20 protein-coding genes and 1 pseudogene are annotated in these 24,724 nt (G+C 39.6%); 7 read left to right on the top strand and 14 right to left on the bottom strand.

The features are described 5' to 3' along the window. Positions 1 to 10 precede the first annotated feature (10 nt). Both P4S71_RS08520 and P4S71_RS08515 read left to right on the top strand, forming a co-directional pair. The gene (locus P4S71_RS08520; protein WP_007377361.1) at positions 11 to 712 is read left to right on the top strand and encodes an ABC transporter ATP-binding protein; all 702 of its coding nucleotides are present in this window, start codon (positions 11 to 13) and stop codon (positions 710 to 712) included. Between the two features lies 1 nt (position 713). Beyond that, positions 714 to 3,110 (top strand): ABC transporter permease, encoded by a 2,397-nt coding sequence (locus P4S71_RS08515; RefSeq protein ID WP_337150469.1) that lies wholly within the window; start codon positions 714 to 716, stop codon positions 3,108 to 3,110. A gap of 61 nt (positions 3,111 to 3,171) precedes the next feature. Here P4S71_RS08515 and P4S71_RS08510 read toward each other — a convergent pair whose 3' ends face one another. Both P4S71_RS08510 and P4S71_RS08505 read right to left on the bottom strand, forming a co-directional pair. Next, positions 3,172 to 5,157 (bottom strand): hypothetical protein, encoded by a 1,986-nt coding sequence (locus P4S71_RS08510; protein ID WP_337150468.1) that lies wholly within the window; start codon positions 5,155 to 5,157, stop codon positions 3,172 to 3,174. 72 nt (positions 5,158 to 5,229) lie between these two features. Further along, positions 5,230 to 6,867 carry a hypothetical protein gene (locus tag P4S71_RS08505; protein WP_337150467.1) on the bottom strand — a complete coding sequence of 546 codons (1,638 nt, stop codon included), beginning with the start codon at positions 6,865 to 6,867 and terminating at the stop codon, positions 5,230 to 5,232. Between the two features lie 352 nt (positions 6,868 to 7,219). Here P4S71_RS08505 and P4S71_RS08500 point away from each other — a divergent pair, with 352 nt between their 5' ends. After that, positions 7,220 to 7,684 (top strand): hypothetical protein, encoded by a 465-nt coding sequence (locus P4S71_RS08500; protein ID WP_096794019.1) that lies wholly within the window; start codon positions 7,220 to 7,222, stop codon positions 7,682 to 7,684. 253 nt (positions 7,685 to 7,937) lie between these two features. On the opposite strand, the gene P4S71_RS08495 is transcribed toward P4S71_RS08500, so the two are convergent. Continuing rightward, the gene (locus P4S71_RS08495) at positions 7,938 to 9,563 is read right to left on the bottom strand and encodes a tetratricopeptide repeat protein (protein WP_337151604.1); all 1,626 of its coding nucleotides are present in this window, start codon (positions 9,561 to 9,563) and stop codon (positions 7,938 to 7,940) included. A gap of 77 nt (positions 9,564 to 9,640) precedes the next feature. Continuing rightward, entirely contained in the window at positions 9,641 to 10,168 is a 528-nt protein-coding gene (locus tag P4S71_RS08490; RefSeq protein WP_337150466.1) for a sugar O-acetyltransferase, read from the bottom strand. Positions 10,169 to 10,306: 138 nt separating this feature from the next. On the opposite strand from P4S71_RS08490, the gene P4S71_RS08485 reads away from it, so the two are divergent. Together P4S71_RS08485 and glmS are read left to right on the top strand one after the other, a co-directional pair. Next, positions 10,307 to 11,071, top strand: a complete 765-nt coding sequence (locus P4S71_RS08485; RefSeq protein ID WP_337150465.1) for a DeoR/GlpR family DNA-binding transcription regulator — start codon at positions 10,307 to 10,309, stop codon at positions 11,069 to 11,071. 40 nt (positions 11,072 to 11,111) lie between these two features. Next, a complete protein-coding gene (glmS, locus tag P4S71_RS08480) occupies positions 11,112 to 12,932 on the top strand; it encodes a glutamine--fructose-6-phosphate transaminase (isomerizing) (RefSeq protein WP_306724574.1) in 1,821 nt (606 codons plus the stop codon). A 55-nt stretch (positions 12,933 to 12,987) separates the two neighbouring features. On the opposite strand, the gene P4S71_RS08475 is transcribed toward glmS, so the two are convergent. Together P4S71_RS08475 and P4S71_RS08470 are read right to left on the bottom strand one after the other, a co-directional pair. After that, positions 12,988 to 13,341 carry a hypothetical protein gene (locus tag P4S71_RS08475; protein WP_337119625.1) on the bottom strand — a complete coding sequence of 118 codons (354 nt, stop codon included), beginning with the start codon at positions 13,339 to 13,341 and terminating at the stop codon, positions 12,988 to 12,990. A 12-nt stretch (positions 13,342 to 13,353) separates the two neighbouring features. Continuing rightward, complete coding sequence (locus P4S71_RS08470) at positions 13,354 to 14,442, bottom strand: hypothetical protein (protein ID WP_337150464.1); 1,089 nt, start codon at positions 14,440 to 14,442, stop codon at positions 13,354 to 13,356. A 263-nt stretch (positions 14,443 to 14,705) separates the two neighbouring features. Between P4S71_RS08470 and P4S71_RS08465 the strand changes: the two are divergent. Further along, positions 14,706 to 16,009 (top strand): annotated as a pseudogene (locus P4S71_RS08465) (DEAD/DEAH box helicase). 67 nt (positions 16,010 to 16,076) lie between these two features. On the opposite strand, the gene P4S71_RS08460 reads toward P4S71_RS08465, so the two are convergent. The 5 genes from P4S71_RS08460 to P4S71_RS08440 form a co-directional block, all read right to left on the bottom strand. Further along, a complete protein-coding gene (locus P4S71_RS08460) occupies positions 16,077 to 16,538 on the bottom strand; it encodes a DJ-1/PfpI family protein (protein WP_337150463.1) in 462 nt (153 codons plus the stop codon). Further along, complete coding sequence (locus tag P4S71_RS08455) at positions 16,526 to 17,209, bottom strand: nuclear transport factor 2 family protein (RefSeq protein WP_337150462.1); 684 nt, start codon at positions 17,207 to 17,209, stop codon at positions 16,526 to 16,528. The genes P4S71_RS08460 and P4S71_RS08455 overlap by 13 nt, the downstream gene beginning before the upstream one ends. A gap of 88 nt (positions 17,210 to 17,297) precedes the next feature. After that, positions 17,298 to 18,320 (bottom strand): AraC family transcriptional regulator, encoded by a 1,023-nt coding sequence (locus P4S71_RS08450; protein WP_337119622.1) that lies wholly within the window; start codon positions 18,318 to 18,320, stop codon positions 17,298 to 17,300. Positions 18,321 to 18,523: 203 nt separating this feature from the next. Continuing rightward, complete coding sequence (locus P4S71_RS08445; protein WP_337150461.1) at positions 18,524 to 19,915, bottom strand: 5-methyltetrahydrofolate--homocysteine methyltransferase; 1,392 nt, start codon at positions 19,913 to 19,915, stop codon at positions 18,524 to 18,526. Between the two features lie 28 nt (positions 19,916 to 19,943). Continuing rightward, positions 19,944 to 22,289: a TonB-dependent receptor gene (locus tag P4S71_RS08440; protein WP_337150460.1), complete on the bottom strand. Its 2,346-nt coding sequence runs from the start codon at positions 22,287 to 22,289 to the stop codon at positions 19,944 to 19,946. Between the two features lie 193 nt (positions 22,290 to 22,482). On the opposite strand from P4S71_RS08440, the gene P4S71_RS08435 reads away from it, so the two are divergent. Beyond that, positions 22,483 to 22,881 (top strand): MerC domain-containing protein, encoded by a 399-nt coding sequence (locus P4S71_RS08435; RefSeq protein WP_337150459.1) that lies wholly within the window; start codon positions 22,483 to 22,485, stop codon positions 22,879 to 22,881. Positions 22,882 to 23,271: 390 nt separating this feature from the next. Here P4S71_RS08435 and P4S71_RS08430 read toward each other — a convergent pair whose 3' ends face one another. The 3 genes from P4S71_RS08430 to P4S71_RS08420 all read right to left on the bottom strand — a co-directional run bounded on the left by P4S71_RS08430 (position 23,272) and on the right by P4S71_RS08420 (position 24,357). Continuing rightward, positions 23,272 to 23,520: a DUF3297 family protein gene (locus P4S71_RS08430; protein WP_007377376.1), complete on the bottom strand. Its 249-nt coding sequence runs from the start codon at positions 23,518 to 23,520 to the stop codon at positions 23,272 to 23,274. Between the two features lie 232 nt (positions 23,521 to 23,752). Beyond that, entirely contained in the window at positions 23,753 to 23,962 is a 210-nt protein-coding gene (locus P4S71_RS08425) for a cold-shock protein (protein ID WP_007377377.1), read from the bottom strand. 185 nt (positions 23,963 to 24,147) lie between these two features. After that, complete coding sequence (locus P4S71_RS08420) at positions 24,148 to 24,357, bottom strand: cold-shock protein (RefSeq protein WP_006792548.1); 210 nt, start codon at positions 24,355 to 24,357, stop codon at positions 24,148 to 24,150. Positions 24,358 to 24,724 lie beyond the last annotated feature (367 nt).

Below are 24,724 nucleotides of genomic sequence, written 5' to 3'. Positions count from 1 at the left end.
GATAACAATAATGATTAAACTAACTAATTTAAGCCGTGTATTTCGTACTCAAGATGTTGAAACAGCTGCACTAAGCAATATTACTCTAACCGTAAAAGAAGGTGATTTTTTAGCAATTATGGGCCCATCTGGCTGTGGTAAATCAACCTTATTATCTATTTTAGGCATGTTAGATTCGCCAACGAGTGGAAGCTTTGAGTTTGCAGGTACTGACATTGCAGGTTATAGCGAAAAACAATTAGCAGAGTTACGTAAAGCCTCGATTGGTTTTGTATTTCAGAGCTTTAACTTAATTGATGAATTGACAGTTTATCAAAATGTAGAGCTGCCTTTACAATATCAAAAAATTTCAAAAAGTGAGCGTAAAGAACGTGTTGAAACCATTTTAAAGCGAGTGGGTATTGATCATCGAGGCGATCATTTACCGCAACAGTTATCGGGTGGTCAGCAGCAGCGAGTGGCAGTAGCGCGAGCTTTGGTGATTAACCCTAAGCTAATTTTAGCCGATGAACCAACGGGTAATTTAGACTCAAAAAATGGTGATGAAGTAATGGCAATGCTCCGCGAATTAAATAAAGAAGGCACCACGGTAATTATGGTTACGCACTCTGATAAAGAGGGTAATTATGCAGATCGCTTAGTACGCCTACTTGATGGCCAAGTGATGCTTGATAAAGCAAATAACGTACAACAAACGGTGGAGGTTGCATAGCATGTTTGTAAGTTACTTTATTACAGCGCTGCGTTCGTTCAAACAGCAAAAACAACATTTTATTTTAAATGTATTAGGTTTAAGTATTGGCTTAGCTTCAGCTATTTTAGTGGCGTTGTTCGCACAAAATGAGCTGTCTTACGATAGTCAGCAGCCACATGCTGAACGTGTTTACCGCGTAGGCCAAGACTTCTCGAAGTTGGGCTTATTTGTGATCCCAATCTTCAATTATTCACAAGGAGCGAAGGCAGTCGAGTATAGCCAAGTGGAAGAAGTCTTTGGTTTGACTATGGTGTCGATGACTAGAGAGGCGATGGTTGACGTACAGTATCGCGATCAGGGTTTTAAGCTCAGCGATTTATATGGAGCAACTCCAAATATTGAGAATTTTATCAATATGAACACATTGGCTGGCGATTTAAAAAATGCTATGAGTACACCTGGTAGCCTAGCATTGAGTGAGTCTGAAGCACTGCGTATTTTTGGTTCTGTGAATGTTATTGGTAATACGCTACAGCACGAACAAGGGCAATATACTGTACGGGCGGTGTTTGCGGATTTACCAAGCAATACTCACTTTGCATTTAAAAACCTAGTGTATGTAAAACATGACCCGAGCAACCTTATGATGAATAGTAGCTACGTTTATATGCGTTTAGCGCCACAGGCCGATCCAATCGCACTTGCGGATACACTTTCTAAACAATACTTTAATGGGCAAATGGCGGGGCAAATTGCCATTGAATTTCACCCACTATTAGACTTACATTTAATAGCCAAATCACCATTTGAAATGAAAGCGGGTGGCGCAAAGCAAGTCGTGATGATTTGTGTGGGTTTGAGTGTGTTGCTTATTTTAATTGCGGGCTTTAACTTTATCAATATGACGGTGGCGCAGTCCACAAGGCGTGCTAAAGAAGTTGGGGTGCGCAAAGCACTTGGCGCAAGTAAAGGGCAGTTAGTAACGCAATTTTTAGCTGAGTCTATGTTGGTTGCGTTATTGTCGATGATTACTGCATGTGTATTAGTAGAGCTGTTATTACCGAGCTTTAATCAGTTAGTCGATCGTGAGCTAGTCGTAATTTATTTTTCAGCCTTTGGTTTGGGTATTATGAGCGTGGTGATTGCTGTAGGCATACTTGCCGGTTTGTACCCTGCATTGTTTATCTCATCATTTAGCGCTAAACGAGTATTAAGTGGCGATTTACAACGAGGCAGTACAGCTACTTGGGTGCGTAAAAGTTTATTAACCCTACAAGCTTCACTGGCAATAGGCCTGATCATTGCCTCGATTACGTTATTAAACCAATTATCTCACTTACAAAGTCTTCCTTTAGGCTATCAAACACAGCAACGCTTAGTGGTTTCAGAGTTGCCAGTGCAATCGGTATTTACGCAGCAGCCTAGCGCACTCATTAATCGCTTGACGGCTATTGATGGCGTAGAGCAAGCAACGATTATTGATACCCGTTTAACCGTTTCAATTAATAATACATTACAGCCAACTTGGCCCAATGGAGAATCATCAGGTGGAATAACCCCTGTGATAGGTTCTGGTTTTGATGTCGTAAAAGGGCTAGGTCTTACGCTCATTGCTGGTAGAGACTTTAGCCGTGAGTTTTCCTCAGACTGGGCGACGCGAGCAAACGAGGTTACAACGGTGGGTACAATTATTACAGAAACCGTTGCCAAGCAGGCTGGTTATAGCAATGTGGCTGATATTGTTGGACAAACAATTAAAGACACAGGGCGTAATGTGGATATGCGGGTTGTCGGTGTTGTAAAAGATGTAAAAATTGGTAATGCACAAGATGCAAATTCTAACATTATGTTTTTATGTGGCTTTAACTATTTAGCACCGGTATCTGAAGTGATTTTAACAGTTAATTTGCAAAAGCTCCCAGCTATAAAGCAAGAAGTGATCGCAGCCTTGGCTGAGGTGTCTAATATTTATGAGCCAAAAATAAACCTACTAGCTGAAAACTATAAAGCGGTTTTAAAAGCTGATGAGCGTGTTTCTCTTGTGGTACTTATTTTTACGGGCCTTGCGGTATTCTTAACCTGCTTGGGTACATTTGGTTTAGCTTCATTTGCCACAATTCGTCGCCAAAAAGAAGTGGCGGTACGCAAAGTACTTGGCGCATCACGTATTAGTATTATGAACCTACTGGCAAAAGAGTTTTTAATTTTAGTATTGGTGAGTGTAGCCATTGCATACCCAATAACCTATTGGCTGGTGGGCGATTGGCTCGCTAATTTTAATGAGCGTGTTGATCAAGCGCTGTGGGTTTATTTAATTGCAGCCCTTAGTGTTGCAGTAATTACTTGGCTCACGGTTGCAAGCCTTGCTTTTAAAGCTGCAAGCACACGGCCATCGCTTACTTTACGTTATGAGTAAATAAAGCTCCGTGAATTAAAAAAGGGTTAGTGAATACACTAACCCTTTTTTATCATAAAGTTTATTGATACGAAATGTAATACCCAGGTACATGTGCTTGGGTATACAAATGCCCGTCAATGTATGAATCTTGTATTAAAGTTCCAATATTTGCAGCGTTAATACGCATACGAGCCACCATTTCATGGACTGCTTCAGCTGTAAAAACGTCTTCGACAGGAGGGTCGCCAACAAAATTAGTAAACCACGGAAACCAGCTATTATCATTGCCACTTACGCTTTGGTCGGGGTGGTAGATACCGGCCTGCCAGCGATCAAATTTCAGACTTTCTAAACTAAATAGGCCAAAGTTTGCTTGCGTCATACATGCATCAGCGGCTTGGTATTCAGGGTAGCCAGAACTGGCAGCAAACTGATTGCACACATTGTGTGGAAGGTTGCTGGTATTTGCTGCAGAATATTCTACAGCTCTAAACATAACAGGACGAGAAGAGCTACCTGCGGGGAAAATAATATTTGCCGCAACAGGAGAATTCCAACGTTCATTATACATCGCAATTGATAGGCCTAAGTCCTCTTTGTTTATTGCAACGTTATTTTCATGTGTCCATGAGCCGCCAGGATCAACAGGAGTGCCGCTGTTATCGAATATTGTTCCATGTTGGTTTGCCTCCAGTTGGTTAAGTAGGTTTGGCGTTGTATTGTCGACAACCGTTACTGGGATCATGCTACTAGCTGCACTAGGTGTATAATTTGTAGTTGGGTTGTTCAATGCTTTCCAACATAATAAGCCATAACCATAGCCGTCATTTATCATCGGGCAGTTTGCCATATTTGCAGATGATTGGTTGCTTTGATAAGTGTGATTAACCGATGCAGCTGCGGCTTCACCTGTACCTACTAATACTCCCCACGATTGAAGTGTTATTTGTGCATACGGTAGTTCACTTTCTGGTAAATAGAGTGTGGTGCTAGATATTAAGTTAAGCGCTAAATCGAACTCATAGAGCACTACGGGGCGCATTCTATTTTGCTTTTTCTTAGGGTACTGGGCTATCACGGTTTGCTTTGAAGGTGGGGTTAGGTACTTATCACTCACTTGTGCTAATAAATAAATCTGATTTTTTGATATATAGCTGCTTATAAATTTGTTTACGTTCCAAGTTGATAGCTCGCGAGACTTTATAATTTTTGCATTATTATCAGTCAGCTGTAGAGTACTATCTTGTTGCAAAAGCCATGTATTTTCACTCAAACCAATTACTTTAGTATGTTCAAAATTATATTGATTTTGTTGATCATGACTCAGTGTATTTATGATGGCATTACTATTTACTTGGTAGCTAGAAAATGATGTTTCTTCATTGTGATACTGATGTAAAGGCGCCGAATATTGACCAAATAAAGCGGTTAATTCAATTCTAATAGTGTTATCTAATTCTTTAACAACCCACTGATCTTGCGCCTGCTGGTGGAAAGTTATTGGAGTGTATTGACCCTCCTTATCTACACTGTATGCCTGCCATGTTGTTTCACACTTTGATATGCATAACTTAGACGAGCGAACAAGGGCATGTTGTTCCTGTGAGATTAGAGAATCTTGTTCGTCTTCAAATTTGAACCGTAATGGTGTGCCTTTTTCAGTGAGCTCGAAAGAAAAAAGAATACGCCGTTGGTTACCGCTAACATGCAATGTATTGTGATTACTCTGGCCTAATCTGAGTTTGGAATAGGTATTTGATGTGTGTACTTTATCTGCTTTACCTAAAAAAGCTGAGCCATTATTTTGTTTATGGCTTTGCTCTCCTTCTTGGAGTTCTAAAAATTGTAAACGTTGAATACACGCTTCTTCTTTACAAGTTTGTAGCTGTATTTTACGTTGCTGATATGTAAAATTAAACCAAGGCGTTTGAGCTAAATAGCTTTCTTGGTTTGCATAAAATAGTACTGGTAGAGTACTTGTATCGAATTGTTTTGCTATTGCTGCACAATGCATACTTGCTGTTATTGTAAGTGCAGTGATAAAAAATGTAAGTAGTTTTTTCATGATGGTTCCTTTGCTTTAAACATACAAAAGAGGGTAGGAAACACCTACCCTTTATAAGTTTGATCGCAGTGCTTAATATACAACCCCTTGCTGCTGAATAGCATTAACACCTTGATTTAGCTGAATAGATAGCCAGCCTTCTACATCACTACGAAGAGATGCGGTGTTATCAGGACCTGACTGGCTGGCATAAAACCATAAACCGGTAGGCATAGGTGCGGTAACATTTGGGCCACAAGTAAAGTGATTAGCGGCATACATTACAGCGCCAGAGCTACCAAACTCAAAATGACTATCAGAATAACCGCCATAACCTCGTGCTTTAACATGGGCTTCTGAGTCCAGCGTGAAGTGGTAAACTTCGTTAGGTTGCAACAAAAATGGACTTACGTCAGATGAATCAAATCGAGCTCGCATTGTCGAATTTACGCTCGCTTCGTTACCTGAACGGGTAATTATGCCTGCAATATTAGTAATTAAATCACTGGCAAGTTGTGCATCGAGTAAGCTACCCGCATTGTCATTCACTATTGCAGCAGTAATACCTAAAGCTGCTTTTATAGTGCCCAGCACCGAGTTAATATCCCATCCAGTGTTAAAGCTCATTGCTGCACCACCGGCTTTATTAAACAATACAATCTCAGGGGCAGAACCAGGTAAATCAACGGCAAACTTTGCGCCATCGGCAGAGTGTGCATTAGTGGCTTTTGACCAAATTTGTTTTGCGGTCCCTTTTACATGGAAACGCGAGGCATAAGTGCCTCTAACTTCTAAGTTTCCTGAACATGAATTACTTTGATTACAATCAAAACCCGCTTTATCGGCACACAGCATTTTTACCGAAAACTCAGTAGAGTTATGACTTATTGTGTTGTCGTAGCCATAGGCTTTGTGTTTTGACCAACGCTCACCATCTCCTGAATGAAATGCGCCGTAAGCAGTACTGGTAAAGTTAAGTCCGTGTTTAGACATTCCTTTATTGTCGCTAGACGTATCAGTTGAGGCTGATGGGGTTGAAGGGTAATTTGTTACCACAGTACCAGAGCCTGTATTTGGCACTACCATTTGGCAGGCACAGGCTGACTTTGGACCACCCTTTGCATCTTTATTTAATAACTCTTTAATTTCATTATAAGTAGTTGGATCCATTTCCTTGTTATAGCTTAAAACAGAGAGCCCTTTTTTCTTAGGAGCTGCGTAATTTTCAAACCACGCTTCAAATAATCGTGGATTGTTTATTTCGACAAACTCAGCTAACGAAACCATTTTTTGCATTGTTAACCATTGCTTAAAAAGAGCCGGCTTATATTGTATAAGGTAGCGTGCAAGGTAATAGCTATCCTCTGGTGAGTGGTCAGCAAGCACCGTAGACCATAAATCAAGCGCATTTACGTCTATCTCTTTTATTTGGCTTAAGATTTCTTCGGCCCGATAAGTTGCTGTTAGTTTTTCAATATAATGATTGAGTACCGCTTCTTCGTCGTTTTCAGCCATAAAATCAAGCAAAGAAAGCGAGTCAGTAGACCACGCTGAAATAGTCTGCCAAGTTTGTTTGCTAACTTGAGCAGGTGCCATTGCACCATAATCATTTTCTAAAGCGGTAGTACGGTGGTTGGTATTTTCAACAGTACCTGCAAATGCAGTGGTACTTATGATTGCCATATATACAAGAGAACCTAAAGCAAGTGGTGTCATTAATGTACGTTTCATTTTTATTCCTCCATAAATAATAAATAAGCACAAATAATGTGCCCTTTTATATTGCTTGTTTATTTTCATCACGAAAGGAATTAGCAGGGTCAGCAGGGGACGAGTTGGGTAAAAGTGAGAAAAGCAAGGGGATGTAAACATGTTGGATATTGTTTTTTGAATTGAATAAATATATATATCTTTAAATACAAAAGCTTAAAAATAAATTTACCCGTTTTTACCCAATTGCCCCATGATTTTAAGTGTGATTTACCTCTCTTTGATGCACACTTTTTGAGTTGATTTTGTATTTAATAGATATGTAAATACAGTCTCAACAACAGGATCAAGTAAATAAATGGAGGTAAATATAATGAAATATACAATTTTAATATCAAGTCTGTTACTAACAACCTTTGCACATGCTCATAGTGCAAAAATGCTGCAAGAAGAACTGCAAGCTAATGCGCAAAACTGCCCTAAAAAGCAAACAACGTTCCTCGCTTCAATGAAAATATCGACAGGAACGTTTTCATTTTTAAAAAGTGATACAAGTAGTGGGTGTACGGAAAAAAGGCTTTCTGCATCAGGTCGAGAAAGCCCGATGTTAGATTGTGGTCAGTTTGATGATTGGCGTTTAGCTTACGATATGGGAAACAATATGTGTGAGTCGTTACACTCAAATATGATGCGTTTTGACAATACATTAAACCCAGATATGCAAATATTTACTCGCTTTGAAGGTCCTTATGAATTTAAAGGGGACGAACATCATCAAAAATTTAAAGCCAACATGGGCGTTACATTAGCGTGTTATGTCTGTGATACAGCAAAATAGCTAAACCGTAGCACGAGGTGATATAAGTGATACCTTGTGCTTTTTAATTCTGATTCAGGTTAAATAACCTGAACTCTGGATAATAAATCTATCTCTAGCAGCTATTTTCAGCACTAACCGCGTTGAATTTACTTGCAATAGGCCAGCTATTGACGCGTAAATTCGCCTTGTTTTCACTTAAAATTTCTGGCTAGAGAAAATAAATTTAAATATCACCATGATTCAATATGTTAGTAAATCTCTTAACCAGAGTTCAGGTTAAATAGTGAGGTGAGGCTTTAGCAAGTACTTCAAGCTTTTGTACTTGTTGTTTTAGTTTATGTAAATCATCATGCTCTTCATTGCAGTGGTTAATAACATAATGTGCGGTTTTTATTATATTACGCCAGCGAGGTTTTTTAGGCAGTGTTTTAATCGCTAAATAACGCTCTAATGTACGCACCCGCAGCCGACCATCATCAATGTTTACTTTCCACATTTTACTTTCTTCTGCAAGCTCAATTCTTGTTTTTGAGCTTGTTTGTTCCCAAATACTCAGCGATAGCGTCATAACTTCTACAATTAATTGGCGAGTGTCTTGCTCTGTGTCGGTAGCTTCGTTGGGGGCGGCGTTATTCACTGTATTTGGAGGTTTGCTTATTTGTGCTAAATATTTATAGCTGAGCAACACTCCTGCCATAAAGGCACTAAATACCGCGAATACATTATAAAGAGTGAAATAATTATGCTGTTGCTTATTTGGGAGAATATCGGCTTGCTTCAAGCGTAGCTGGTATAGATTGGCCGTATCTGTTCGATTTTGGCGTAACATTGTATTGTAATCTTCAAGCGTACTTAGCGCATCACGGTATTGTTTTGATTGCTGTTGTGACTGAGCGAGTGCGATGTAAAATAACTCTGTTAGTTGGCTGTTTTGATTGTGGTTTTCGGCTAACCCTTGTTTTAATAACACTTGTGCTTCAGTGTCATTACCTTCTAGTTGTTTTAGTTTTGCCTCTATTAATAGCGCCCGTTGGTCGACTTTGTCATTTTGAATAAGGCTACGGGTACGTTTTTGTGTTGCTAGCCATTTATGTGCCTCATTAAGTTTATTTTGAGCTAAAGCGATTTCAGCGAGTAGTAAGTAGGCGCGTGAAGCTTGAGTATGCGCACCACTATTATTTAACTGCGTGAGCGTTGAATTTATAAGATTTATAGCTTTATCAAACTGTAACTTTTTAAAAAACACCTCAGCTAAGCTTATCAGCGTATGGTTTGCCTTTGTTTGATTGCCAAGTTGTGTATGTAGTAAATGTGCTTGTCGAAATGACACGATAGCATCATCTAATTGATTAATATCTCGCGATATATTACCTAAATTATTTAAAGTAACAGCTTGGCGTTTTAAGTCGTTTAATTGCTTAGCAATGTCGTAACTGTTTAAAAATAAAGTTAAAGCGGTGTCTAAATCCCCAAGCGCTTGATATACATTAGCAAGATCATTCGATGTTTGACCTTCATAACTTAAGTTTTTTAACTGCGTAGCAAGCTTTTGTGTTTTATGAAAATAAGTAAGAGATTGAATATAACCTCTTTGTCTGTATGCATTAATACCGAGTTGTCGCGTTACATGATATTGCTGTGAAATACTTAAACTTTGGCTAAGTAGTTGCTCAAGCTCTGAATTTGCTAAGGCTAAATCACCAGCTTGCCTATACAGTACAGCTAATTCTAATTTAGCCTCAAATGATGCTGTTGAGTGTGGCTTGAGTTTACTGATTTTTTGCTTGCAGGTTAAAATGTTACTCGTTATATCAACCGATTTATCCTGCTCACAAACACTTGCCGATACCGGATAAGAAAAAAGTAAAAATATAATAAAAACAATATTTAGAAACATCACTAAGTACGAGTTGCATTTTTGTTAAACTAAAAATAACACAGTATTAACTTTTCGTCATAAAGATTGTATGACTATTAAATGTTACGTATTTTTTGTGCTGGATTTCCTGCAACCACGGTATTAGCGGTTACGTCTTTGGTGACCACCGAGCCGGCACCAATCACGCTATTATCATTAATTTTTACACCACCCAAAATAATAGCTCCGGCGCCAATCCATACGTTATTACCTATGGAGATTGGGGTCGCAAAGTTTTCTTTCTGTAGTCTTTGTTTGGGCTCAACTGCATGAGATACCGCTAATAGCTGTACATTAGGGCCAATTAAGCAGTCACTGCCAATCGTTATTACACCTTCATCAATTGGTGCATCTAATACAGTGCAATTAATGTTTATAAAAGTACGATCACCAATAGTAATTTGATTGCCGTAATCGCAGTGAAATCCAGCTTCAATTATAACGCCCTCACCACATTCCAAAAATAACTCTCTAATACGTTTTAAGTTGCCTTTGCTCGGACTTTTATTGAATAGGCGGCAGGTGTCGCCAGTTTGTTTGCGCAGCGCTAAATATTCTTTGTTTAAACTAGTAAATACTTGCATGTGGTTTCTTTTAAAATAAAGCTTATGGCATTCTACCTTTATTATTATTTGATTAAAGCTGCTTTAATTTCATTCATTCACTTGTCATTTAACTTGTTTCGTTTAAAATCTATTAACTTTCGAAACGAAACTTAATTTATGACTAAACGAAACACACAGCAACGTCGTCACAATATCTTGGTTCAAGTTAATGAGCTAGGTGAAGTCGTGGTTGAAAAGTTAGCACAGCAGTTTCAAACCTCCGAAGTAACCATTCGAAAAGATTTAACCGCGCTTGAAAAAAGTGGTTTATTGCTGCGCCGTTACGGTGGTGCTATTGCACTGCCTAAAGAGATTGTTAGCGATGAAGTAGATTCAAAGCGCAAAGTAGCGATAGCTAAAGCTGCAGCTGCCCTCATAAAAGATCATAACCGAATTATTATAGATAGCGGACGTACTACAGCCGCAATGATCCCTGAGCTTGCAAATAAACGCGGGTTAGTTGTTATGACCAATGCCATTAAAGTCGCGAGTCGTTTACTATCACTTGAAAACGAGCCGACACTTTTGATGACCGGTGGAACATGGGACCCGCATTCTGAGTCGTTTCAGGGGCAAGTTGCCGAAAATGTATTATGCTCTTACGACTTCGATCAGCTATTTATTGGTGCTGATGGCATAGATGTAAAACGTGGCACAACCACTTTTAATGAGCTGGTGGGTTTGAGCCAAGTTATGGCAAAAGCGGCACGTGAAGTAATCGTAATGGTTGAATCAGATAAGATTGGCCGAAAAATACCAAATTTAGAATTACCGTGGAAAATAGTAACCACATTAATAACCGACAACGGCTTAGCTGACGATAAACGCAAAGCAATTGAGGCGTGTGGTGTAAAACTAATTTGCGCAGAGATTATACAATAGCTACTTAGTAGCAAGTATTTAAAAAATTAATGGAGACACTATGTGTGGAATAGTTGGGGCAGTTGCAGAACGTCCAGTAAATAAAATTTTAGTTGAAGGCCTTAAACGCCTTGAATACCGTGGTTACGATTCAGCAGGCGTAGCCTTGCTTGATGGCAATACACTTAATACGGTAAAAGCAGTCGGTAAAGTAGTTAACGTAGAAGCAGCGCTAGAAAAAGCAGGTGTTAGCGGTCATACAGGTATTGCACACACTCGCTGGGCAACACACGGTAGCGTAACAGAAGCCAATGCACATCCACATGTTTCAAATAGCCAGCTTGCACTTGTCCACAATGGTATTATTGAAAACCATGCAAGCTTACGTGCTGCGCTTAAAGGTGACGGCTATGAATTTTTATCAGACACCGATACCGAAGTTATGGTGCATTTAATTCATCAATTACGCCAACAACACACTACATTGTTAGCCTCTGTTCAAGCTGCTGTAAAACAGTTTGAAGGCGCTTTTGGTACCGTTGTATTTGATAAAGACAACGACAACGAAATTATTGTAGCGCGCTCAGGTAGCCCACTTGTTATTGGTTTAGGCCTTGGTGAAAACTTTATTGCCTCTGACCAACTTGCATTATTACCTGTTACTCGCAGCTTCATCTTTTTAGAAGAAGGCGACGTAGCACGTATTACACGTGACACGGTAGAAATTTTTGATGCAGACGGTAACGCCGTTGAGCGTGAAGTGATTGAATCAAACATTACGCAAGATGCATCAGGCAAAGGCGATTACCGCCATTACATGCTAAAAGAAATTTACGAGCAGCCACTTGCTGTACGTAACACGCTTGAAGGGCGTTTAAACGACGATCGCGTAGCAATTGATGCGTTTGGCGAAAGCGCTCAGCAAATATTTAAAGACGTAAAACATGTGCAAATTATTGCCTGTGGTACGTCTTACCATTCAGGTATGGTTGCACGTTACTGGCTTGAGCAGTTTGCGGGTGTTAGCTGTAATGTAGAAATAGCTTCTGAATTTAGATACCGCCAGTCGTTTGTACATGAAAATAGCTTACTAGTTACTATTTCTCAATCGGGTGAAACAGCCGATACGCTAGCTGCATTACGCCTAGCTAAAGAGCAAGGTTACATGGCCTCAATGACCATTTGTAACGTACCTGGCTCATCGCTTGTACGCGAATCAGACCTTGCCTTTATGACTAAAGCGGGCGCTGAAATTGGCGTTGCTTCAACAAAAGCGTTTACTACGCAATTAGTTGGTTTGTTAATGCTTACTGCGTCTATCGCGCAAGAAAAAGGCCTTGATCAAAGCGCAATTGTAAATGCAATTAAAGTACTCCCCGCTAAGCTTGAAGAAACATTATTGCTTGCTGATGGCATTGCAGATCTTGCAGAAGAGTTTGCCGACAAGCACCATTCATTATTTTTAGGTCGTGGCTCGCAATACCCAATTGCAATGGAAGGTGCGCTTAAGCTAAAAGAAATTTCGTACATTCATGCGGAAGCTTACGCCGCTGGCGAGCTAAAACATGGGCCACTTGCACTTATTGATGCCGACATGCCTATTATTGTTGTAGCACCAAACAATGAGCTATTAGAAAAGCTTAAATCAAATGTAGAAGAAGTACGCGCACGTGGCGGCATTATTTACGTATTCGCAGATAAAGATTCACACTTTGAGTCAGACGACACAATGCGTGTAATCAACGTAAACCACACTGACGACATTATTGCGCCAATTGTTTACACCTTGCCATTGCAGTTACTGTCGTACTACGTAGCGGTAATTAAAGGCACTGACGTTGACCAACCACGTAACTTAGCTAAATCGGTTACGGTTGAGTAAAATCAATGAGTTGGTGATTACCCGTTAAAGATAAAAAGGCGCTCAATGCGCCTTTTTAATATGTGCGCTCACTTAAGTTATAAGCAAAGTAGCCATAGGCAATTACTAACATCAAACCTAAAAATGATATGTGCATTATACGAGCTAAAATTAAGTCTATAGGCCGCGCGTGTCGCAAAATCGCTTCATCATTAACTATCGTAGCTTTTACTGACTTTTGCCGTCTAATAACTTTGCCATACATGCTTACTCTTATGCCTATTCCTTTGTCCCAAAGCGGCTCATGTACCCCTTCTTCGCGCAATTTTCTCTCAATGTGTTTCATTGTAATGCGAGTGAAGCATAAGGTTGAAATAAGATAGCTCATTATTATTGGTAAAGAGATAAATAAAAATATTTTTTCAGGCATTACATACATAATTTAAAACCAGTCAATGCTTGAGCTTAAATCATATAATTCGCCAGAAATAAACTTACCAACTTCATCACCCGCTTTACCGACCATGAATCCAGCCCCGAGGCCGGCTCCAATTAAGATAACCCAACCAACTGGCCCCATGGCAATTGCTATACCTACACCAGCTGTAACTGTTGCACTTCCGGCGCCAATGCCTGCGGCTGTCCCTAAACCAAGCCCTGTTGTTTCAACAATGGCACGTCGCTGCCAATCTTTACCTGCTTTGTAATCTTTATAAACGCTATCAGCTCGAAGACCAGCATCAACAGCAATGATAAACTTTCCTGCAAAATTAGAATTTTGTTCTAGTCTACGTAAGTGCTGTATGTTAGCTAAAGAAGTTAATTTGAGGGGAGTAGAAGTTCTTGCGCTTCTTGCTGTATCAATGCCTCGCTGTGCACTAGACCATATATTACCTTTCGCAGATGCTTTCACCTGGCCTTTGAATTTGACCATTTCCCTTTTAAATACAGTATTAAGCTCTAGGTGAGCTTGCTTAGCTCTGTTACCTAGCTTGATTAGTTCTAACTTAGGTTGCTTGTTTTGCGATGCTTTTCTTATTTCAATTAAGCTAGTTTGGTATTTTAGAATTGCTTTTCCAAATGAGCTCAATCTTACTTGGCTTGACTCTAGGGAAGTAAATGCCGCACCAGTAGCGGCAATAGCGTCAAAATTTCTACCTGAAAATTTTAGTTCTGTCAGTTTTCTTACTTTGTCCACGTATGGGGAGATTTCTGCGTCATATAGTGCGGCAATAGCCAAGGCATCTTCATCACCGAAGCTGTTTACTATAGTGCTGACATTTCTTTTTGTATGCTGAGGCCAAGACACAGTACTGTCAAGTGCGCAAGCTATGTCAGGACGAGAACGCCTAAAGTCGCTCATATCCCCAGACTGTGGGGATCTTAAAATAAAGGGGGTTCCTTGAGGTATAAAATTACCTATAATATGAGGGTTATCTTCTCTAAATCGCTTTAGTTGCTCTAAATCACTGGTGTTAAATGGTAGGCTTGCTCTGCTTTTTGTATTAAAGCATAAATCAAATTGAGACATGATATTTCCTTGTATCTAAAACTTATCCATCAGATTACAAAAAATAACACACTTGAAATATTGAAATCAAGAGTACAGTGTGTTTAAGCTATTTTCGTAATGATTGATCTATTTGAAAAATAGTATTAATACAAAGCAATATCCAGGGGATAATCGTTGAATAAAACAAGGTTCATTTTATTAAAACCACTAATCTCTACTTAATAAGCGCTAAATACGCTAAAATTGCAGGCTAATTTTTTAGCAATGAGCCCGTAATAAATATGACCTCAGCCACAAGCCCTAGCACTTTTTCCGAACTTGGCCTTATTCCAGAGCTATTAGCTCGATTAACCGATTTGGAATATACCCAGCCTACATCTATTCAAGCTAAGGCTATACCTAGTGTGCTTGCGGGCAATGACCTAATTGCAGGGGCAAATACGGGCTCGGGTAAAACAGCAACGTTTGCATTGCCTATGCTACAAAAGCTATTTTTAGAGCAAGGCGCTAAAAAAGCAGCGAGCAAAGGCAACTTTGTAACGGGACTTATTTTAGTACCGACGCGTGAGCTTGCTACGCAAGTGGCCGATAGTGTTAAGTCGTATTCTGCTAACTTTAATGGCGCAATTAAAACGGTGGCCGTGTTTGGTGGTGTGTCGGTTAATACACAAATGCAGGCACTGCGTGGTGGTGCTGATATTATTGTGGCAACACCAGGGCGCTTACTCGATTTAATCTCAAGCAATGCCATTAAGCTCGATAATGTAACTACGCTTGTGCTTGATGAAGCCGACCGTATGCTAAGCCTTGGCTTTACCGAAGAGCTGGCTAATTTATTGGCTCTTATGCCTGCTAAAAAACAAACAATGTTGTTTTCAGCGACCTTTCCTGAGCAAGTAACACAATTAACGCAAGAGCTGCTAAATAATCCTGTTGAAATACAAGTACAAAACAAAGAAGAGAGCACACTTGTTCAACGCGTGTTTAGTGTTAATAAAGGCGAAAAAACCACGGTTTTAGCGCATTTAATTAAAACTCACAAATGGCGCCAAGCACTGATTTTTGTCAACGCCAAAAAAGATTGTGAGCACTTAGCCAGCAAACTTGAAAAACGTGGTGTTAATGCACAAGTTTTCCATGGCGATAAAGGCCAAAGTGAGCGAACTCGTGTAATAGAAAAATTTAAAGCGGGCGAAATCGAAGTACTTATCGCAACCGATATTGCTGCACGTGGTTTGGATATTGAAAAGCTGCCAGTGGTAATAAACTTTAATCTACCACGCAGTCCTGCTGATTACATGCACCGTATTGGTCGAAGCGGCCGTGCTGGTGAAGTAGGCTTAGCGCTTTCATTGGTTGATTATGAAGATTTGCATCACTTTAAAATAATCGAGAAGAAAAACAAACTACGCTTAGAGCGTGAACAGGTTACAGGCTTTGCTGTAAACCAAGCTAACCTTGATGCTGCACAGGCGCTTAAAAATGAAAAGCCAATGGCAAAACCAGAAGGCACAGGCAAGAAAAAGAAAAAAATAAAGCCGATGATATAGATGATGTATGGAGCGGCTGGAGAGGGCGCAATTAATAGACACAAAAAAGCCGACATACGTCGGCTTTTTTATTGGGAAGTTAAAAACATGTTTAAAGTTAAATTACATGTTATTTAGTTGTTTAACCATCGCTTGGGCTACTTCTCGTGAAGATTGATAATTGGTACCGGTAATAATTCGACCTTCAACTTCAATAAATGATTGGTTTCGTTGCCCATAATTGAATATTCCACCGCGTTGTTTAATAAGGCTTTCTATCGAAAAGGGAAATTGTTGGTAATAAGCTGCGTCTGTTTTTTCAAAGGCGGTTGGATAGCCTGTAATTTTACGCCCTGCAACTAAGTACTCGCCACTAGCCAGTTTGAGATTAACTATACCAGCGGTGCCATGGCACACAGCGGAAATTATCCCTTTATTTTGTTCATAAACATGCATAGAAATTGCTTGAATGTCTTTGTTCTCAGTGACCTGATACATCGCATTACCGCCACCAACATAGTGAACAGCTAAATACTTTTCAGGGTCGACTTGTTCAGGTGCTAATGTGTACGCTAACTTGTACATAAAGTCTTGATTATAAATGTATTGGCGATGTGTTTTATCTGAAGTATTAATATAGGCAAGTGGTAAGGTACCCCTTTGCTACTTACAACATCAACCTGATACCCTGCATTTATGAACACGTCATAAGCTTCTACTAATTCAGAAAAGCTAGTGCCTGTAGCTAGGGCTGAGTCGCCATGAAAGTCGGCACTCGATACTATAAATAACACACGTTTATCCATCGCAGCTAAAAACTGTTCTGATTGCGTAATATCCAGTTGGCTGGCTGTTTTACTAACAATTTTCCAGCCGTCAGAAAAGCGTTTTAGTAAGAACTGATCGATGTATTGTTTTACGGGTGAGGCGGTCGTTATTTTTGCACGAGCCGTGGCTATATCGTTATCAACTGTTATTGAAAGAATGGCACCTGTTCGCGTTACTTTTTTTGTTTTAAACCAGCTTGCAAATTCCTTTGCCGTAACTTGCCAAAATGGTTTATTAGGGTGGCTCAGAATTAGGCTTGCTTTAGGGTGAAATGCTGAGGTTATTAAGTTTGGATCTGCGTTGCTGGTGCCGTCTATGTATTTTTGAATGACTACATGCACAGCTTGCTGTTGCTCTGAGTTATTGGCTAAGGTTGAAAACTGAGTGATTGCCAGTAGTAATATAAAAAATTTAATGATTGTTTTCACAGTTATAAGCTCTTAATTTAATGTGGCTTTAAATTTAAGCTAAATATAATTAAAACAATGAATTAGTTTATATTTTAGGAGTCTCAAATTATAAATTGAGAGTTCTAAACTTATTTGGAGTCAACCCAGTTTGTTGTTTAAACGCATTATAAAATGTGGATGGTGCGCTAAAACCGCTTTGCTCTGCAATATCATCAATACTGGTGTTTGGGTGTTCAAGCAATAGCCCTTTTGCACATGCCACGCGCAAACTATTGACGTATTGTTTAAAGTTCATTTGATAGTGCTTATTGAGCAGTTGCGATAAAACAGTATGCGATGTTGATAACCGCTTAGCCAAGCGAGGCAAAGTTAACTGTGGATCGATATATAGCTGATCTTTAGCCATCAACTGATTTAGCAAAATAGAGTAGTGTTCTGCCTGTTCTTTAGACAATTTATTATTGGCATATTTATCTATTTTATTCGATGAAGGCGAAGGTGGTTTTAACAGTATTATTGACGATAAATATAAGACGACCGAAAAGCTGATCGCCCCCATAATATAAGAGGTATATGAGGCAGTAAAATACGCCAGCCAAATTAAACTACACCCTACGATAGTTATAAATGTTTGCTCAGAAAGAAGCTGCTTCCAATTACCGGCTACCTCTTTAAAACGAGAATAGTAGAGGTAGCTTGCGATTATAAGGCAGACAAACCATACATAGCTTGAACCTCGATACAGCCAATATTGCCATAATTCAAGATTTTCATTGTAGGGGTAAATCATCCCGATAGTAAAAACAACTCCGACCAGACAAATAAATAGTCGACTAGGGAAGTTATTTACAGTGACTGATTTTGATTTCGTATAGGTGTAGACAACTAAGCAGGGACCAAGTAGGCAGCATGCGGTCAGCCCTATTTGTAAAATACTTTTATCGAGTGTGGGTATAAAATAAAAAGCGACTGACTTAGCAATACGAACACTGATTAGTAACAGTAGGACAGCTAACCATGTGTCTGACGGTTGTTTATTTTTACGAACAAATAGCCATAGTGCTAATATAACGCCATTAAATGCGCCTAATGAAGAAAAGAAAAACAATAGGTATGAATAAGCTTTCATAAAAAGTTAAGTCCATTAATTTGTGTTAACTATCCCAAATTAACCTTTAAATCGCAAATCTATTGGTACGCTTAATTCTTGGAGTCATAAAGCGCTTTATTAAATAAGTAAAAATACCGAACAATTTACAGTATTGTTCGGTATTAGCGTCTCATACTATAGGCGTTCTATCAGCATTCACGATGTTATGTACGCTCATAAACCTAGTGTTCGTGAGCGTGCTCTTCTTCTTGTGCTATACCTAACCAAGTGATAGCAGCAGGTGGGAAGGTTAGTTCTAGTTCACCTTCCACTTCTAGGTCTTCTAAGTGCACTTGTACAACGTGCTGAGCAATAGGGTCGGCTACATAAGCGAAATGACCGTTTTGTGCTACTGTCATACTAAACTTCATACCCTCAGGCATGGTTGTTACGTCTTGTTCAGTGATATCAACTTGACCTGCTAGTTCCCAGTGCGTGTGACCGCCGTGCGCATGTGCTTCAAGTACGTTTAAAAAGCCTAAACTGTCTAGTATTAAAAAGTGCTCGCCATTGGCTGAAAACGAATATGATACCGCACTTGCGCCATCGGCTAGTTGCCATTCTAGCGCTTCCATTTCAGCGTCGCTTGGGTTGATACTTAACAGCACAGCAGCGCCGCCGCCATGACCCGAAGCTATGCCAAAAATTGTGTCGTTGTTTTTGTGGCCGTACAAAGTACCAATACGTTGAGCGCCTACGGCGTTTATATTTACAACTTTTTTAGCGTTGTATACATCACCTTGCTGGTGAGCAATCAATACACCATCGCCACAACCAAATACAACATAATCGTGATTTTGTGCTGCGCCGTGTAAATCGGGGCAGGTTACTTCTAACGTTTGCTCTAGTTCGTAATTACCATCGTGAAGATGATATACACCCACTTGATCGGGAAGTACTTTGGCATTAGATGTGCTACTTGCATCGTCTCGACGAATGGTTGAGAGTAAATGTTCACCGCGAGGCTCAGCTACACCATGCATGTTAATATCATAGTTAATGCCAGTAAGTGTGGCTGTTGCATTGGTAATATCGTTATCGGTTAATACTTCAACCGAAGCAGAAGCGCCTGAATCTGCATCGCCATCGTAAAATATTGCTAATTGTCCGTCGTGAGTTATTAAGTGTGTAGGGCGGCTGCCGCTTGTAAGCTCGTAACTACTAAACACCGGGCTTTGCTCGTAATCATGTAAATGAGCGCCGTGATCTTCGCGCCACATACCGCCGTCTATAAACCCTAGGTAATCTTGAGTACGATTAGCAATAACAGCATAACGAAAGTCAGGTGATGCAGATAACGTGTTTGAGTCATCGTTTAATACAAACGTATCAAGTAGTGCGTTATCGTCTAAATCAAAAAAGCTCGCTTCGTTGCTGTCACCTGCCAGAACAGCAAGCCTGCCAAATGAGCTTATGGTATAGCCGTCGTCATGCTCGTCATCACTTTCATGCTCGTCATCTACCACAGCAATAGGATCTTTTTCTACAATGTTGGTTTCTGCATCGCCACAGGCGGTAATTAATGTGCTGCTTATTGCAAGTGCTATCAATTTTAGTTTGAATAATTTGGTCATATTAGTTTCCCTTTATTTAAAATTCTTTTTAGAAGTAACCGCGAATACCAAGTGAGAAACTTCGTCCTGGGCGTGGCGCTATCTCTTTTAAAAATGAGCTATGCACGCGTGCTTCTGTATCTGTTAGGTTTGTACCTTTTAAATACAGAGATAGGTCTTGATTAAGTATCGATAGGTCGTAACTCACACTGGCGTCAATTAGGGTGTAACCGTCTGTTGCGGTTTCTTCAGGAGCCGTGCGATCTTGATCTTGGTAGCGAGTTACATGAATATGCGCACTTAATTTTTCGCTGTTGTAGCTTAGCTCGCTGCCAAAACGTAGTGGAGGTGTACGCGGCAGGTCGCCGCCGTCTTTTAAACGTGCACGTACATAATCTGAAAATAAATCTAACTTGAACTCATCTGTTAATTGCCACGCAATTTGCGCTTCAAACCCGTGTAAAATTACATCATCTGTTTTAAATAAATAAACGGGTAGCTCTTCTGAGTGCTCGTCCTCGTCGCCATGATTGTGCTCATCTTCATCATGGTTGTGGCCACTGTCGGCGTATAAGCCGGTATTTATTTGGTAGTAATAGTTGTCTACTTGGTTATAAAAGGCGTTAAATATAAAGCCAATATCACCTTGGGTTTTACGAAAGGTTAAATCAATATTATTGGCAGTTTCTAGGTCTATTGTTTGCTCAGACAAACCTAAATGGCCATCTTCATCTAAATCAAATAAGGCGCCAACTTCATAAGTTGCGGTGCCAATATGTGGCCCAAACGACAATAATTCAGACGCAGAAGGTGCGCGCTCTGAGCGCGATACCGAAAGCCCTAAGTTATAGTTAGGTGTAAAGTCCCATACTACACCGGCCGACAAACTGACTGGCGTAAATTCATGCTCTGCATCAAATACGCGAGTAAAATTGGTTTCTTCTTCGTGATTATGATCGTCATGTTCATCACTTTCATTATGTGCATGAGCATTAATACTTGGCAGTAATACATTGCTTGCGTTAAGTTCTACGCGCTCTATTCGGCCACCTAATTGCACTAAAAAGTCGCCAAAGTGCCTTTCTTCCATTAACGCTACAGCAAAGCTTTCGGTCTCTGATGGCGGTGTAAAAGCTTCTTCACCTTGCGCCTCTACATCACTATTTTTATAGTGAAAACTAAAGCCGCCATTCCACTCGCTAAATTGGTTATGTAGTAGGTCTATGCGTAATTCGTTTGTTTCGTTTTTAAAGGTAGTGCCAACAGCGCCACCCTCAATTTCAGCGTGTTCGTAGTCGGTATGGCCAGCGCGCAGATTTACCTTGTTTAGCCACTTATTATTTAGATTGAATTCACCTAGTAATTGCACTTTGGTTTGCTCTAAATCGGCAAATACGCTTTCCTCGTCACTATGCTCACTTTCATCACCATGAGAATGACCAGGAATACCGTATTGGCGATTAAATTGCTCTACTGCTAAGCCAATAAATCCGTTATCCATTAAATAGCTAGCGCCAACAGTAAAACCGTCAGACTCTTCATTACTGTTTTCAACAGTGTAATCACCACTATGGCTTTCACCATCGCTATCTATATCGGCAGCTACAGGCACCTCGTAGTCGTTGGCCTCACGCCAAAATGCATCGGCATAAAATGCAAAAGAGTCTGTACCTGTGGTGGCATTAAACGAGGCTACTTTTTGATTATCGACTGAGTTGTGCTCTACGTTCCATTCGCCGCGTGTTGTGCTGTCGGTTGGTACGCGATTATCAACTATATTTACAACGCCCCCAATAGCGCCACTTCCGTAAAATAAGGTCGCAGGACCGCGTAATACTTCAATTTGTTGTGCGGTAGAAGCCTCTGATGCTACCGAGTGATCGGGGCCAACGCGCGACACATCACTTACATCAAGGCCATTTTGAGTTATAAGTACACGGGGGCCACTTAGTCCACGAATGATTGGTGTACTCGCCACCTTGCCATGAAAATTGGTATTTACACCGGGGAGTTTTTCAAGGGTGTCACCTAGTGTAGCGGCTTGATCGCGCCTTAATTGTTCGCCTGATAAAACGCTGACTGGTGAGGCTGACTCCATAGCCGACATATGAATTGGTGTTGCCTCAATGTCTATTACTTCAATAGGTGAGCGCTGAAGCGTAAACGATACAGAGCGTGTTTCATCTGTGTCTATAGTAATATCACGATGTAAATGCGCATAACCTGGCGCAACGATGTGAAGCTCTTTGAGTCCATTGTTTAGTTTGGCTATTACAAAGTGACCGTTTTTATCGGTGGTGACTTTTATGTCTGAGCCTTCAAGTTCTATTACAGCATTACTTATAGCGCTGCCTTGTGTATTTACCACTGTGCCTTGAATGGTTTTTGCAAGCACACTCGCGGGCAATAAAGCGGCTATTAAAAGAGCTAACTGTGATCTTTTTTCATTCTACCTTACTCTTGGTATGTTATATTGTATCAATTGTGCTTCAAATGTTATAATGTATCAAGTGTAATTAACGATTGTTATTTAAATGCTCATGCAAAAGTAAATATTTATTTGTAGACATTGATTAGTAGAGGAAAAAATGAAATCGAGTCAAAGTGTAATAGATCGTCTAGCAATAGGGCTTTCGTTAATGTGTACAGTGCATTGTTTTGCAACGCCAATTATTTTAGTACTTCTACCTAGTTTGGCAGCACTACAACTAGATAACGAACAGTTTCATATATGGATATTAATGGCTGTGCTACCCACAAGTTTACTTGCGTTAAGCTTAGGCTGTAAAAAACATAAACAGTTTAGTTATATGGCTTTTGGGATTGTGGGGTTGTGCTTAATGTTACTTGCTATTTTTATAGGGCATGAAGGTGCAGAAAAGGCGCTAACTTTAACTGGCTCAGCTTTTATAGCTGTAGCACATTGGTTTAACTACCGCCAGTGTCTTAAAAAAGAAGATGAGGATTGTCCGTGCTCAGGTAATTAATCTTATCAAATAGTTTAATGCCTATATTATGGTGGTATAGCTCTCATCGACTAAATGAATATTGATTTATATTAAAGACTCAGCTTTAAAAGGCGAGTTTTATACCAATCAGCAATAATACTTGATTAATTTGAGGGCTTAAACCTGATGCTAACTGTGTTAAAAGTTTCTGATATACGACTGCATGGATGCAGGAGATAGAGCAATGCAGGAGCAATTAGTGATAACAACTAAATAACGAAATTTTTGCTTTGTAATCGACACGATTTTCTTAACTAAAAATAGCTCACTTAATTAAGCAGATTGGTATTAAATTTAAAAACACTATAAAAACACACAAAAAAAGCGACTACCTAATAAGGTGTCGCTTTTTTAGTAAGCATTATTAGCTTACTTGTAAAAGGCTTCAACAGTGCCTTTTCTTGTAAGTAAAAGTGGTTGCCCGCGACGATCAAGCCCTTTTGGAGATGCAAATTTTATCCAACCTTCGCTGATGCAGTATTCTTCAACATCAAAACGCTCTTTGCCGTTGAACGTGATACCAATATCGTGTTCAAAAACGTCTTCCACATGATGTGGGCTGCGTGGATTAATAGAAAGGCGATCTGGTAAAGCAGGTTTTGCGGTAGTGTCGTTCATGGTCATATTCTATATTGAATGAAGTATGCGCTATTGTAGGCAATACAAAGCTTTCGCTCAAGAGAGATAGTCGTAAATGTGTTTAAAAATGTACTAATTAATGAGTTGTGTATACAAATGAGATTGAGCTTGGAAAATATTTACAGAGGAGGATTTTGAAGATATTTGACTAAAAAATGATAAAGGTAAAAATATTAATGGGTTATCTCTAACCCACTAAATTGTTTAGCAATTAGATGCAAACAATGTTTTCGGCTTGTGGGCCTTTTTGACCTTGTGTAACAGTAAACTGTACACGTTGGCCTTCAGCTAAAGTTTTAAAACCGTCGCCAGAGATTGCGCTAAAATGTGCAAAAACGTCTGCGCCAGATTCTTGCTCGATAAAACCAAAACCTTTTGCTTCGTTAAACCATTTTACTGAACCAGTAGTTGTATTAGACATAATATGTATCCTAAAAAATTAATATAAGTGTGCCTGAAAAGAGGCGATTGAGCCGGAAAAAATAGTTAACTTGAGGATATCGTGTAGGATTATTACTAAAACAACTCGGTACTAACAAATAAAACAGAACTTCTTTCAAACTAGTATTCAAAATGGGTTATTGCTAACCCATTTAACGAAAGCAATTAGATGCTAACGATGTTTTCAGCTTGTGGGCCTTTTTGACCTTGAGTAACAGTAAACTGTACACGTTGGCCTTCAGCTAAAGTTTTGAAACCGTCGCCAGAGATTGCGCTGAAATGAGCGAAAACGTCAGGACCAGATTCTTGCTCGATGAAACCAAAACCTTTTGCTTCATTGAAAAATTTAACTGTACCAGTTGTAGTATTAGACATAATAGTATCCTAAGAATTAATAAAAGTGCGCCTTAAATTAAGGCAATTTAACAGGAAGAAAACATACATTTAACTGAGGATAACGCGAAGGATTATTACTAATATCAACGTGGTACTTACAAATAAATAGGGTTTTCTATCAACCCGATGCGAAGCAGGATAACAGTAAGTTAAGCCGTATACCAAGCTTTATTGTGATTTTATTTTAGAAGTACTAATTTTTTATCTGTTAATTATTAGCCAGTTTACTAACGCCTATGCAGATTTGTTTTTTAAAATTAAATTAAAGCTTTTTAAATCAGTTTGTTATGTTCTATGTGGTGTTCTTTGAAGTGAATTAAATAGAAACCTCAAGTGCTTAAAACGT

Source organism: Pseudoalteromonas sp. B62, assembly GCF_037162565.1.
Lineage (GTDB): Bacteria > Pseudomonadota > Gammaproteobacteria > Enterobacterales > Alteromonadaceae > Pseudoalteromonas > Pseudoalteromonas fuliginea.
The sequence above is the reverse complement of the archived record's forward strand: the minus strand, read 5'-3'. Positions and strand labels throughout refer to the sequence as shown.